Source organism: uncultured Rhodoblastus sp., assembly GCF_903903185.1.
Classification (GTDB): domain Bacteria; phylum Pseudomonadota; class Alphaproteobacteria; order Rhizobiales; family Beijerinckiaceae; genus Rhodoblastus.
Window position 1 is genome coordinate 1 of record NZ_CAIUXT010000251.1, and the last position, 12767, is coordinate 12767.

General features: G+C 64.7%; 15 protein-coding genes. 10 read left to right on the top strand and 5 right to left on the bottom strand.

Translation table 11 applies throughout. From position 1 onward, the window contains the following. Together QZY01_RS23490 and QZY01_RS23495 are read left to right on the top strand one after the other, a co-directional pair. Window positions 1-117, top strand: a 117-nt coding sequence (locus tag QZY01_RS23490; protein ID WP_294541995.1) for a transposase domain-containing protein, incomplete at its 5' end; no start/stop codon positions are given. An 85-nt stretch (window positions 118-202) separates the two neighbouring features. After that, window positions 203-1417: a DUF459 domain-containing protein gene (locus QZY01_RS23495; protein WP_294542114.1), complete on the top strand. Its 1215-nt coding sequence runs from the start codon at window positions 203-205 to the stop codon at window positions 1415-1417. 100 nt (window positions 1418-1517) lie between these two features. Here the strand turns inward: QZY01_RS23495 and QZY01_RS23500 are convergent, their stop codons facing one another. Next, window positions 1518-2504 carry a MaoC/PaaZ C-terminal domain-containing protein gene (locus QZY01_RS23500; RefSeq protein WP_294542117.1) on the bottom strand — a complete coding sequence of 329 codons (987 nt, stop codon included), beginning with the start codon at window positions 2502-2504 and terminating at the stop codon, window positions 1518-1520. A 356-nt stretch (window positions 2505-2860) separates the two neighbouring features. On the opposite strand from QZY01_RS23500, the gene QZY01_RS23505 reads away from it, so the two are divergent. The 3 genes from QZY01_RS23505 (at window position 2861) to pth (ending at window position 5210) form a co-directional block, all read left to right on the top strand. Continuing rightward, on the top strand, window positions 2861-3736 hold the full coding sequence (locus tag QZY01_RS23505; protein WP_294542119.1) for an S-methyl-5'-thioadenosine phosphorylase: 876 nt from the start codon (window positions 2861-2863) through the stop codon (window positions 3734-3736). Between the two features lie 153 nt (window positions 3737-3889). Continuing rightward, the gene (locus QZY01_RS23510; RefSeq protein ID WP_294542121.1) at window positions 3890-4543 is read left to right on the top strand and encodes a 50S ribosomal protein L25/general stress protein Ctc; all 654 of its coding nucleotides are present in this window, start codon (window positions 3890-3892) and stop codon (window positions 4541-4543) included. An 82-nt stretch (window positions 4544-4625) separates the two neighbouring features. After that, complete coding sequence (gene pth / locus QZY01_RS23515; protein WP_294542123.1) at window positions 4626-5210, top strand: aminoacyl-tRNA hydrolase; 585 nt, start codon at window positions 4626-4628, stop codon at window positions 5208-5210. A 38-nt stretch (window positions 5211-5248) separates the two neighbouring features. On the opposite strand, the gene QZY01_RS23520 is transcribed toward pth, so the two are convergent. After that, window positions 5249-5920 carry a hemolysin III family protein gene (locus QZY01_RS23520; RefSeq protein WP_294542125.1) on the bottom strand — a complete coding sequence of 224 codons (672 nt, stop codon included), beginning with the start codon at window positions 5918-5920 and terminating at the stop codon, window positions 5249-5251. Window positions 5921-6131: 211 nt separating this feature from the next. On the opposite strand from QZY01_RS23520, the gene QZY01_RS23525 reads away from it, so the two are divergent. Then, complete coding sequence (locus QZY01_RS23525) at window positions 6132-6992, top strand: universal stress protein (RefSeq protein WP_294542127.1); 861 nt, start codon at window positions 6132-6134, stop codon at window positions 6990-6992. A gap of 79 nt (window positions 6993-7071) precedes the next feature. Here the strand turns inward: QZY01_RS23525 and QZY01_RS23530 are convergent, their stop codons facing one another. Then, the gene (locus QZY01_RS23530; RefSeq protein ID WP_294542128.1) at window positions 7072-8439 is read right to left on the bottom strand and encodes a UDP-N-acetylglucosamine-peptide N-acetylglucosaminyltransferase; all 1368 of its coding nucleotides are present in this window, start codon (window positions 8437-8439) and stop codon (window positions 7072-7074) included. A gap of 316 nt (window positions 8440-8755) precedes the next feature. Here QZY01_RS23530 and QZY01_RS23535 point away from each other — a divergent pair, with 316 nt between their 5' ends. Beyond that, window positions 8756-9535, top strand: a complete 780-nt coding sequence (locus QZY01_RS23535; RefSeq protein ID WP_294542141.1) for a lytic transglycosylase domain-containing protein — start codon at window positions 8756-8758, stop codon at window positions 9533-9535. A gap of 17 nt (window positions 9536-9552) precedes the next feature. Here the strand turns inward: QZY01_RS23535 and QZY01_RS23540 are convergent, their stop codons facing one another. Continuing rightward, window positions 9553-9813: a hypothetical protein gene (locus QZY01_RS23540; protein ID WP_294542130.1), complete on the bottom strand. Its 261-nt coding sequence runs from the start codon at window positions 9811-9813 to the stop codon at window positions 9553-9555. A 92-nt stretch (window positions 9814-9905) separates the two neighbouring features. On the opposite strand from QZY01_RS23540, the gene QZY01_RS23545 reads away from it, so the two are divergent. Then, window positions 9906-10745, top strand: a complete 840-nt coding sequence (locus QZY01_RS23545; RefSeq protein ID WP_294542133.1) for a LysR family transcriptional regulator — start codon at window positions 9906-9908, stop codon at window positions 10743-10745. A gap of 158 nt (window positions 10746-10903) precedes the next feature. Then, window positions 10904-11146 (top strand): hypothetical protein, encoded by a 243-nt coding sequence (locus tag QZY01_RS23550; protein WP_294542134.1) that lies wholly within the window; start codon window positions 10904-10906, stop codon window positions 11144-11146. 73 nt (window positions 11147-11219) lie between these two features. On the opposite strand, the gene QZY01_RS23555 is transcribed toward QZY01_RS23550, so the two are convergent. Continuing rightward, on the bottom strand, window positions 11220-12089 hold the full coding sequence (locus QZY01_RS23555; RefSeq protein ID WP_294542136.1) for a transglutaminase family protein: 870 nt from the start codon (window positions 12087-12089) through the stop codon (window positions 11220-11222). Between the two features lie 400 nt (window positions 12090-12489). On the opposite strand from QZY01_RS23555, the gene QZY01_RS23560 reads away from it, so the two are divergent. Beyond that, window positions 12490-12702, top strand: coding sequence for a cold-shock protein (locus QZY01_RS23560; protein WP_294542140.1), 213 nt, complete (start codon window positions 12490-12492; stop codon window positions 12700-12702). Window positions 12703-12767 lie beyond the last annotated feature (65 nt).

Genomic DNA, 12767 nt, shown 5'->3' on the forward strand with positions numbered 1-12767 from the left:
ATGAACGGCGTCGATCCCAACGCCTGGGCCAAACAGACCCTGGAGCGAATCGCCAACCGATGGCCCAACAAGGAAATCGAGGCGCTGATGCCTTGGAATTTCAAGCCCGACGAGTGAACGGCGCCGGAGCGACGCTTACGAATGAAAGTCCGGAACATTTTCATGTTTCCACGAAACTTGAAAATCCTCTAGTCTTGGCGTCATGCCGCACCCGCCCCGACAGCAAACGTCCCGATCCCGTCTGGTTCGCGCCGGTCTCGCGCTGGTTCTGGCGGCCCTGCTGATCGGCCCGGCGGGAGCGCCGCCGGCGCAGGCGCAGGACGCCGTTTCGGATTTCTTCAGTTCGCTGTTCGGCGGCCATCGCGCGCCGCAGCCCCGGCCGCAAAAACACCGGCCGGCGCATCGGCCAAAACCCGCCGCGCGCGCAACCCCAAATCCCGCCCCTTCGTCCGCCGCGCCCGCCGGCCGCGCCGGCCCCGCCGTCGCGCGGCCGGCGCCGAGTTTTTTCGTCGCGGTGATCGGCGACAGCGAGGCGGGATTGCTGGCGCAGGGCCTGGCCGAGGCTTTCGCCGGCGATCCGCGCGTCGCCATCGTCAACAAGACCCGTCAAGACACCGGTCTCGTGCGCGACGATTTCTACGACTGGCCGAAGGCGGCGGCGGCGCTGCTCGAAGGCCCGCAGCATTTCGATCTGGCGGTGATCCAGATTGGCATCAACGACAACCAGAAACTGCGCGTCGAGGGCGGCATCGAGCCCCTGTCCAAGCCGTTCAACGATATCTACGCCAAGAGAGTCGAGGAAGTCGCGAGCGCTTTCCGCGACAAGAACGTTCCGCTGGTCTGGGTCGGCCTGCCGATCATGCGCAGCGAGACCCTGTCGGCAGCGGCTCTGGTGTTCAACGACATCGATCGCCAATATGCCGGCGCGCTTGGCGCGCGTTACGTCGACCTATGGGAGGCTTTTTCCGACGTCAATTCGACCTACAAGGCTTCGGGACCGGACATCGACGGCGACATCGTACGCCTGCGCGCGGCAGACGGCGTCCATTTCAACAAGGCCGGGGCGCGCAAGGCGGCGCATTTCGTCGAACCCGAGATCCGGCGCGTGCTCGAAGCCGCGCTGCAGCCGGCCAAGACGCCGCTGGAAGCGCCGCCGGCGGCGCCGGGCGAATCCGCGCCATCGCTCTCTCCGGTTCCGGGCGAGGCGGAAGGCGCGCCGCAATCCTCCATGCCGCCGCAGCCCGCCGAGGCCGCCACGCCGGCGCCGCCAAAACCGCTGGCGGGGAAGATCGAAGCCCTGACGGAACCCGCCGTCTCGCCAGGCGGAGCGCTCGCGGAGACGCCGCTGCCCGCCGCCCCCATCGCCGCGCCGACGCAACCGGGCCGCGCCGACGATTTTCGCTGGACGGGGAAATAAAGGCGTTCACTTCGCGACTGGCCGGTTAACGCAGGCGCGCGCTAATTAAAGAGAAGGCCGCGCGCTCGTTACAACGGCAGGAATTGGCGGGAAGCGCGGTTCACTCCTCGATCGGCAGGAACACCGAGGCGTAAAATTCCAGCGCGATCTCGCCGCGCTGGTTGACGCCGCAATTGCGGCTGGTGATCAGGCCGAGATTGGGTTTCGAGGTCGCGCGTTTGGAAACGACCTGGGTCGTAAAGGCGATGCGGTCGCCGACCAGCACCGGCTGGCGCCACAACAGGCCGGAAAAGCCGGGCGAAGCGCGGCTGGCGACTTCGCCGTCCGACACCCGGCTGCGAAACGCGACGAAATGATGCATCCAGCACGCCGCCGTCTGAAACCCCGCCGCCGACATCGCCCCGAGCAGATGGGCGCGGCCCGCCTCCTCGTCGAGATGAAACGGAAACGGATCGTAGTCGCGCGCATAACCCTGAATGAAGGGCGCGGTGAACAGCGTTTCGCCAAGTTCCGCATAGGCGCCGACGCGCACCCGCGCGTAATGGGTCGGCATGGCCGCCGCCGGATCGTCGATGCGCTCCGGGACAAGCGGCGCGGGCGGTTTTGGCGACGCCGTCGGCAGAGGGGCGTCCGGCGCCCGCTGTTCGCGCCGCGCGAACAGAATCGCGCTCTTCTGCGCCATCACCTCGCCGCCGGCCTGGTTGCGCAGGGTCGTCGCGAATTTGACGATGCCCGCGTCCGGGCGCGAGCGCAGATCGATCTTTTCGAGGGTCACGGTTTCGGCGGAAAGCCGGTCGCCGGGGCGCACCGGGGCGAGCCAGCGGTTTTCCTCGATGCCTATTCCCGCCAGACAGGTGGTTTGCGCCAGCCAGCCATCGATATTCATCCGCATCAGCACCGAGCAGGTGTGCCAGCCGGAAGCCGTCAGGCCTCCCAAAATGCTGTTTCTGCCTGCTTCTTCGTCGAGATGGAAAGGCTGCGGGTCGTAAAAGGACGCGAAAGCAATGATTTCCGGCGCAGTAAAGGCATAATCGCCAAAGCGGCGGGTTTCGCCCGGCGCAAAATCCTCGAAGGCCACAAGACTCATCGCTGACTCCCTTGTTTCCCTGAGAGTCTGGCGCTTCCGCTGCCGCCCGGCAAGGCGGTCCCTGTCCAGACCCGCCATGCAAAAATGCATAACGGCCCCGCATAACCGAAACTTGTCATTTTTGTTGCAGTGCAGCATAAATAGCCTACTCCACAGGCGAGCGGGTGTCCTCCCCATTCCGTCTCGTGTGGACTACTTGGTCCGTTCCGCGGATCGACCGGACGCTTCGGCGTCCGGTTTTTTTTGCCCATTCCCGACTATTGGCCATGAACAGGGCCGATAGTATAAGGGGGCTTGCCCCACGGCCCGGCTTGCGTCACCTTGCCGACAAACCCACGATCGCGAGGAATCGACGCATGACCAAAGCACTACTCGGCATTATCGGCGGTTCCGGCGTCTATGACCTGCCCGGCCTCGAGGACGTGAAGGAGCAGGCGGTGCTGACTCCCTGGGGCGAACCATCCGACCTGTTGCGCTTTGGCCGCATCCATGGAACCGAAGCCGTTTTCCTGCCCCGGCACGGACGCGGCCATCGGCTCTCGCCTTCCGGCATCAATTACCGCGCCAATATCGACGCGCTCAAGCGCGTCGGCGTCACCGACGTCATTTCCGTCTCGGCCTGCGGTTCGTTCCGCGAGGAATTGCCGCCCGGCCTGTTCGTCGCCGTGGACCAGTTCATCGACCGCACTTTCGGGCGGCAATCGTCGTTTTTCGGCAATGGCTGCGTCGCCCATGTCTCGATGGCGCATCCGGTCGCGCCCTTGCTGCAAAACCGCCTCGTCGCCGCCGCCAAGGCCGAGGGCGTCGATATCTTCAAAGGCGGAACCTATGTCTGCATGGAGGGGCCGCAATTTTCCTCCCGCGCCGAATCGCTCGCCTACAAGGCCGCCGGCTGCCACGTCATCGGCATGACCGCCCTGCCCGAAGCCAAGCTCGCACGCGAGGCCGAAATGTCCTATGCGACGCTCGCCATGGTCACCGATTACGATTGCTGGCGCGACGACATCGCCGCCGTGGAGGTGCATGACATCCTGTCGGTGGTGCGCTCGAACGCCGAAAAGGCGGCGCGGCTGTTGGCGCGGCTGATGAGCGAGTTCCCCGCCGAGCACCAGCCCTGCCCGATCGGCTCCGACCGCGCACTGGATTACGCGCTGGTCACCTCGCGCGACGCTTGGGACCCGGCGCTGGTCGGCAAGCTCGACGCGATATTGGCGCGGAAGTTGAAGAGTTGATAGCCGGCGCGCTTGATCGCGCCCACGCGTCCGCCATCGAGCGGGCGGCGCCTAAATCCTTGCTTAAACCGCATTCCCCCCCTATAAGCCCGCTCTCGCGCCCGTTTCCGACACCCCTGGAGGCGTGGGCGCGATTCTTGAAGGATAGAACCCATGGCCGAGATCAAGACCCTCGCCGCCACGGTTCGCAGCGGGACAGGCAAGGGGGCCGCCCGCAGCGTTCGTCGTGAAGGCAAGATTCCAGGCGTCATCTATGGCGGCGGCGAGGCCGCGCAGCCGATCACGCTCAGTTACCGCGACCTGCACAAGCTGATTTACGCGGGCCACTTTCTGACCACGATTTTCGAAATCGATATAGACGGCCGCAAGGAGCGCGCCATTCCGCGCGACTATCAGCTCGATGTCGTGCGCGACACGCCGCTTCACGTCGACTTTTTGCGCCTCAAGGCGGGTTCGCGACTCAAGGTCAATGTCCCCGTGCGTTTTCTCAATCAGGAAATCGCGCCCGGCATCAAGCGCGGCGGCTCGATCAACATCGTGCTGCACACCATCGAATTGCTGGTTCCCGCCGATAATATCCCCGAATATATCCCCGCCGACCTCACCGGCCTCGACTTCAACGATTCGCTGCATATTTCGGCGATCAAACTGCCCGAGGGCGTGACCCCCGTGGACAGGACCGACTTCACCATCGCCACCATTTCCCCGCCGCCCGGCGGAGCGGAAGCGGCGGCGGCGGAAGCGGCGGCGACGGCCGCCGCCGCGGCTGCGCCGCCCAAGGGCAAGGCCGCCCCGGCCAAGAAGTAATCGGACCCGACAAAGCTCGAACCGCCCGCCTCGCGCGGGCGGTTTTTTCGTGACATGCCGCGAAAAAAGCGAAAGAGAAAACATGCTTTTGCTGGTCGGATTGGGCAATCCCGGCAAGGCCTATGCCGGCAACAGGCATAATATCGGCTTCATGGCGCTCGACGCCATCGCCCGCGCCGCCAACGCCGCGCCCTTCCGCAAGAAATTCCAGGGCGAGACGAGCGAAGCGCGCGTCGGGCCGGACCGCGCCATCCTGCTCAAACCCGAAACCTACATGAACGAAAGCGGCCGTTCCGTCGCCGAAGCCGCGCGTTTCCACAAGATTGCGCTTGGCGACATTGTCGTTCTGCATGACGAACTCGACCTCGCGCCGGGCAAGCTGCGGGTCAAGCTCGGCGGCGGCCACGCCGGCCATAATGGCCTGCGCTCGATCGCCGCCCATCTGGGCGCCGATTTCAAGCGGGTGCGGCTCGGCATCGGCCATCCCGGCGACAAAAAGCTGGTCCACGCCTATGTGCTCAGCGATTTCGCCAAGGCGGAGCGGCCCTGGGTCGAAACCCTGTGCGATTGCGTAGCGCAAAACATCGACCTGCTCGCCAGCGGCGACGATTCGCTGTTCCAGACCAGGGCGCATCTGGCGATGGCGGCCGCGGGATTCGCCACCTGACGGCGCGCCGTCACCCGCCGCCGAAAGTTTTTCGTCACTCAGCCGCCATGGCCAATGGCCTGGGCTATGCCGGCGAACTGGCAGCCGGCGGCGATGGTGACGAATGAATGCCAGATGGCGTTCTGGAATTTCAGGCTGTGCCAGCGATAGAACAGCACGCCTACGGAATAGAACAGGCCTCCGACCACGAACAGAATCAGGGTTTGCGCCGGCAGGCTGTCGATCAATTGCCGGATCGCCACCATCGCCACCCAGCCCAGCGCGAGATAGACGACGATCGACGCGCGGTCGAACCGTCCGGGCAGCAGCAGTTTCAACGCCACGCCGCCAAGCGAGACCGCCCACACCACGCCCGCCAGCGTCCAGGCCAGCCGGCGATCCGGCAATTGCGACAACAAAGCCGTATAGGTGCCGGAGATCATCAGGTAGATCGAGGCGTGGTCGAGCCGCCGCAACAACCACTTGGCGTCGGAGGGCGGCGTCATGTTATAGGCGCAGGAAAAGCCGAACAGCAGGAAAAAGCCGGCCGCGTAGATCGCCATGGCGACGGCGTCGCTGAGGCCGCCCTGAGAGACGATGCGCACGAACAGCACCGTGAAGGCGATCAACCCGGCGACGATGGCGACGGCGTGAACGAAACCGTCGGCGATCAGTTCCGCCGACGAATAGGGGCGCTTGAACCGACGGGGATGATCTTCGGGGAGCGTCATGCTGTGTCCCTTGGCGGGTCCCAAAGCCTTGAATGGAGTCGATTGTGACGGGTTTGCGGATTAATGCAAGAACATGTGGCGCGGTAAAGGCGCGGGTCCGGCCCGCCCCGGGGCCAGCCCTTCCATCCCGGAGGCTTCGCCCCCACATGAGGGCAAGGCCCGGCGCCGCCCCAATCTTTCCGGTGGAAAGCCGAGGCGAAGGAATTCATCGATGAGCGCCCCCTCCTTCAGCCCGCCGGAAACCGCCTCGCCCCGCCTGCATATCTGCGCCCTTTTGCCCGAAGCCGAGACGGCGCTGTCGACGCTGCAATGCGCCGTCGCGGCGGCGCGGGCAGGTTCAGCCAAGATTTGCGCCGTCCATGTCGGCTTCGACGCCGAACATTCCTTCATCTCGGCGGAGGAGCAGGACATCCAGCAATTGCGCGATCTCCACGAGGGCGGCCCCAAGGCGCGGACCGCCCGGGTCAGGGCGGTCTTCGACGCCTTTGTCGCTGCGGCTCCCGACGCGCCGCCGCTGGTCTGGCGCGACGATCCCGGCGACATAAGGGTCTGCGTAGAGATGGAAGCCAATGCGGCGCAACTCGTCGTCGTGGGGCGCCCGGTTCATCTCGACGCCGCCGACGCCTTGCACAGCGCCTTGTTCGACGCGCAAAGCCTCGTGCTGGTCGCGCCGCGCGCCGCCAGCGCGCAACGAACCGTCGGCCGCCATGTCGTGGTCGGCTGGAAGCCCGGCGCCGCCGTCGAGCAGGCGGTCGAGACCGCCCTGCCCTGGCTGCGGCGGGCGGAAAGAGTCACCGTCCTGTGGACCGAGAAAGACGGCGTCGAGCCCTACGACGTCGGCGCTCGAGCATTTTTCGCCCAACTCGGAATCGCCGCCGAATTCATCCGCCTTCGCCGGGACTTGCGCAGCGTCGGCGCGCAATTGCTCGATCGGGCCGCGCTTCTGGGCGGCGACTGCCTCTTGATCGGCGCCTACCGGCATGGCGCCTTGTGGCAGGCGGTGCTCGGCGGCGTCACGCGCGACGTTCTCGCACAAGCCGAACTCCCGGTGTTCCTGATGCGCGCCGGATGAGGGCCAAAGCCTGTTCGCAAAAGGATAGAAGATTTTTCGGACAGGAACATGCGGCCAAAACGATGGCCTGGACCCTCCCTCAGGCCGCCGCCCCCGAAAGCGCGCCGATCTCTGTTGGCAGGAGATGAGCGCGGCGGCGCGATTCCATCTGGCGAAACAGGTCCTCCAGCGCCAGCGTATAGGCGGGAACGTCGAACAGCGGCGCGGTCGCCCGGTTTGCAGCGAGTTTGCGCCGCAAGGCTGCAAGTTTGCCGGGGTCGCGCGCCAAAGCCAGCGCCAGTTCGAAATAATCCTCGTCGCTGGCGACGATCAATTCCGGCAGGCCCACCGCATGGAGCAGGCTGCCGGCCACCCGCGAGGCGAATGTCGCGCTTGGGCGCGTGACCACCGGGACGCCCGCCCAGAGCGCGTCGCTCGCGGTGGTGTGCGCGCCATAGGGCGAAGTGTCGAGCACGAGATCGGCAAGTTGCAGCCGCCGCAGATGTTCGATCTGACCGACATCGGGCGCAAACACCAGCCGATCGCCATCGATCCCGTGATTCCACGCCTCGTTGCGCAGATTGCCCTCCGCCTGCGGCGCCGCAAGCAGCCAGAGCACGCTGTTTTCGACGGCGTTCAGCAGGCGGCACCATAGCGCGAAGACTTCCGGCGTGAATTTGAACGCCTGGTTGAAGCAGCAGAACACGAACCCCTGATCGGGCAGACCCGCCGAGGCCCGGCCGAGCGGAGCCGCCGGCGTCGCCGCCCGCCCGCGCGGCTGATAGGAATGCGGCAGGAAAGCCAGCGATTCCGCATAATCGGCGGCGGAAGTGCGCGGCGTTACGAAGGAATCGGTGATCAGATAGTCGCACAGGTCGGACCCGAGCGTGCCGGGGTAGCCGAGAAAATTGACCTGCACGGGGGCCGGGCGCAAGGCCAGGATCGAGGTCCGCGTGTCCCTCGTGAAGCCTTTCAGATCGATCAGAATATCAATGCCGTCGTCATGGATGGCCTGTCCGGCCTGCGCGTCGGTGAGGCCGCCGATAGGGGTGAAGCCATCGAAAACCTCGACGCAGCGCTGGCGCATTTTTCCGGCGTCCGCGCCGCCATAGGAATAGGCGTGCAACTCGAATTGCCCCCGATCGTGGGCTTCGAGCGTCTCGATCAGCAGCATCGCGGTCGCATGTTCCTGGAAATCGTTGGAAAGATAACCAAGGCGGATGCGCGATCCCTGCTTGCGCACCGATTGGCGGCCAAGGCTCTCGCGGCCTGCCGCCGCCGCCGCGATCCGGCCGCGCATCCAGGTTTCGGCGCAGCGGCGTTGTTCGGCGGCGGTGAAGCCCGGCTCCGACAATAGCAGAAAAGGCGACAAACGCTCGTCCTTGCGCAAGGCGTCGCGCGCAAATCCCTCACGGGCCGGGAAATCCTCCCACTCGCACATGCTGCGGGTTCGGATGAAAGACCGCATGGCGGCAATGCTTTCCAATCGCCGGACCGGCCGAGGGAATCGGCTGCGGCAGTCGGACGCGTCTTGCTCAAGCAAGCTTCGCGCCAATGCGGAGGCCGGCTTCATCCATGCCTGGGGGTTGACGAAAGCCGCAAGATCAGGGCCTGTTTGGCGGCGGCTGTGGCGCCAGCGTCACATTTGGCTTTTGCCGGTCGTGATAGGGATGGCGACGGGGGCTGGAATCGCGCTTGATGGCGTGGGCGTCGCAAGCCGGCGTATGGCGAATTAAAATGGTGACAGGGCGGGAGTCTGAATTATGAACGGCAATCGGTTCAGGATGGTCGCGGTCGCGGCCTTGGCGGCGATGACGCAAATGGGCGGACAGGCCGGCGCGGCGCAATGCGGCAATACGTCGGCGGGTTTCGAGGCCTGGAAGCAGCAATTCGCCCAGGAGGCGCGCGGCAGGGGCGTCGGCGCCTCGGCGATCGCCGCGCTGGAGGGGACCCATTACGCGACGGCGACCATCAACGCCGACCGGGGGCAGAGGAGTTTTCATCTGTCGCTTGGGGATTTCATGCGCAAGCGCGGCGGTTCGGCCATCGTTGCGCGCGGGCGCCAGCTCAAGCAATCCCAGGCGGGCCTGTTCGCCTCCATCGAGCAGCGCTATGGCGTGCCGCCGGGACCGCTGCTGGCGATCTGGGGCATGGAGACGGCGTTCGGGGCCGAGCACGGCAACCAGAACATGCTCTCCTCCATCGCCACTTTGTCCTATGATTGCCGCCGCTCGGACTTTTTCACCGATCAGCTCTACGCGGCGCTGAAACTGATCGATCGCGGCCAATTCTCCGGAAGCACCCGAGGCTCGATGCATGGCGAGGTCGGCCAGACCCAGTTCATGCCCAAGACCGTGCTCGAATATGGCGTCGGAAGCCTCGAAACCCCTTCGGGCGCGCTGATGTCGACCGCCAATTACCTCCATGCCCATGGCTGGCAGCGCGGCGGCGGCTATCAGCCCGGCGAAGTCAATTTCGGCGCCATCCAGGCGTGGAACGCCGCGTCGGTCTATCAGCAGGCTATCGCCATCATCGGCCGCCAGATCGACGGCGGCGATCGCTGAACCCGCCGGGCGCGCCGTCAAATGCCGCCGCGACCCGAAAAATAGGCGCGCGCCGCTTGTGCGGGCGTCAGATAGAAACGCTCGCCTTCGCGATAGGCGGCGTTTCCGGTCACGACTTCAAATTCATAGACGCCCGTCCAAGGAGCCGGCTCCGAGCCCGGTCCGCCTGAAAGCGGTTCGCGCGCGCGCAGGCGGACCTGTTTCGGCAGCCGGGGCGAATGGACGCTTCGCCTGAACACCCCGGCGGCGCTTTCGCCGTCCCTGTCGATCCGCATCATGGCTCCCCGATTCATCCGACAAGCCATCAAAAGCGCGAAACGCGCCCGAAATCCAATTGTCGTTTCCGATTGCATCATGCATTTTATGCATCATGGAGCTTCAGTGGATCGACGATTTCCTGGCCCTGTGCCAGACGCGCCATTTCACCCGCGCGGCGCAGGCGCGCTGCACCACGCAATCGGCCTATAGCCGCCGGGTGCAGCGGCTGGAGGAATGGCTCGGGGTCGCGCTGTTCGATCGTGAGTCGCGCCCCGTCGCCCTGACGCCTGCCGGCGAGGCGTTCTTGACGCGCGCCCACCGTTTGCGGGAAGATATTTTTGACGCCCGCCGCGCCGCCTTGAGCGCGTCGAGTCATTTCAGGAAATCGCTGCGCATCTACACGACCAATACGCTCGCCGCGACTTTCCTGTCGCCCTGGCTGGTCGAAAACCAGACGCGGAATTATTCGCTGATCGTCGCCTCCATCTCCGGCTGTCTCGAGGCGGTCCGGCGCGGACACGCCGATATCGGCCTTGTTCCGCATTTTGTCGGCGAGGACGCTCTGCTCGGCGTCGAGGCGCGGGAAATCGGCCAGGACAGGCTGGTGCTGGCGACGAGTCCGGCGCAGGACCGCCCGGTCGCCTTGATCCGGAACAAGCTGACCGGGCCGATCATGGTCTATGCGCCCGGCACGACCTATGGCGCGCAAATCGCCGCCATGCTCGACCGGCACCGCATCGATATCGCGGACTCGCCGGTCTGCGAAAGCGCTTCGGCCGAAGCTCTGCTGGCGCAGGTCAAAGCCGGCCTGGGCTCGGCCTGGATCCCCGAAATCCTGCTGCGCGACAGCGGACTCGAGCGATGCGCCGCGCCGGACTTCTTCGACATATCCTATCGAATCCTGCTGATCCGACCGCCGCCGCAGGGTCGCGGCGACGATTCCCGGATTTGAGTCCTTGCAAGATTTCGTTCAATGCCCATGTAAAGTGTACAAGCATAAAGCCACGATTTATTGAAAAAAGCCCTGCCGTTGCAACGATCAAGCCTGCATCGACCGTCAGGCTAAAAGATAAAATTCCCTCGTGGCCGGCACAGGAGAGGAATATGAAAATGACCAGGGGTTTTTTTGTTTTGGCGTTTCTTGCGGGCGTTACGCTTGCCGGCGTACCCGCGATGGCTGGCGAGCGGCTGAACGATGGATTGATGGGCGCCGGGGCCGGCGCCCTTGTCGGCGGACCGGTCGGGGCTGTGGTCGGGGGAGGGATTGGCTACGCGGCGGGACCGGGCATTTCCCATGGGATTCACTCCCAACGCCATTACCATCACCGCCACTACCACCATTACCGCCACTGAGCCGAAACCCGGCGTCCCGCGGCCCTCCTGTCCCGATCCGCGCAATCGAGGGCCGCTCGCCAGCGGCCCTTTTTCAATTCTGGGCCGTGACTTCGACTTCCACCGACATGCCGAGAAAATCGTCCGGGACGCCGCCGAAACTGCCCGCCACCGGCATCGCCTGCCGGATGTCGCGCGCCACCGCCACGGGGATCAGATTATAGCCGCCGACGCTGCGGTTGGTCGGATCGAAAGTGATCCAGCCCGCGCCGGGCACATAGACTTCCGCCCAGGCATGGGTCGAACCGGCGTCCTGCGACCCCTGGACGCCGGCTTGCGCGGCAAGCAGGTAGCCGGAAACAATCCGCGCGCCAAAGCCGAGACAGCGCGCCGCCTCGACGAACAGCACCGCGAAATCGCGGCACGAGCCCCAGCCGCGATCGAGCGTCTCGATCGGCGACTGCACGCCTTCGTCATCCCGGCTCTGATAATGGATCCAACTCGACACGCCGAAGCTCAGATCCTTGAGCAGCGCCAAGGTGTCCGTCTGGACGCCGCGAACGAAAGCCCAGGTCCAGTTTCGCAACCGCCCCTCCGGATCGGGATATTGCTGGAACATCAAGGCGCCGAGATCGGTCCGCTCGTCGCCGGCATATTGAAACGGATAGTCGATCGCCGATCCCGCGACAGCGAAGATCGGCCAGGGCTCCGCGCCCAGCTTCAACAGGGTGACGCTGTCGATCGTCAACGTGCCGGCGTTCGAGACGAAAACGGCGGCGGCGACCGCGTTGCCAAATACGTCCTGCGACCATGTGAGCGTCGCCAACGGATCGACCGTCACTTCGCACGATATCACGCGCAAATCTCGGGTTTCCCGGGGGCGCAACATCAGCCGATGAGGCCCCAGGCTCACGGCGCGCCGGTATCGATAGATGGTCTTGTGCTGGATTTTCAGCGTGATCAACCAGGGGTCTCCAACAACATAGGCTGGCGCCGGCCCATGGGGCGGCCCGCCGAAAAGAGGCGGTCGATGCCGGCGCATCAGGTCTTGCGCACAGCCCGGCATTCCTGTCCGGCGCCCCGCCACAAAAAACCTTTTACCATTTTACCGCAAGCTGGACCATATCGAGATAATTTCGGCCATATCCTTGTATTTTCGTCATCGATAGCCACATGACGGTGGTCGATAGACGGTCGTCACGGTCGGTTTTCGAGAGAAAAAATGCAGTTTCCTTTCGGAAAAAATGCGGTTTCCTCCCGGAAATACTCAGTGGCGGGCCGCAAACATTTTGCCAAAAAATGCGGTTTCGATGGTCGACGCGTCGCGTCGGCGAGCATTTTCAACGTGTCTAGAAAGTAGTTCCATGTCTCAGGGAACCGTAAAGTGGTTTAACTCCGAAAAAGGCTTCGGCTTCATTCAGCCGGACGATGGCGGCAAGGACGCCTTCGTCCACATCAGCGCCGTCGAGCGCTCCGGCCTCAGCCAGCTGCGGGAGGTTGACAAAGTCTCCTTCGAACTGGTCGCCGACCGCAAGAGCGGCAAGATGTCGGCCGAAAAGCTCGAAATCGTGAGTTGAAGTCCTTTCCCCGCAGGTGAAAACCCGCGGGGGCAGGCAGCAGGTTCAGGGCGGCCGCGAGCCGG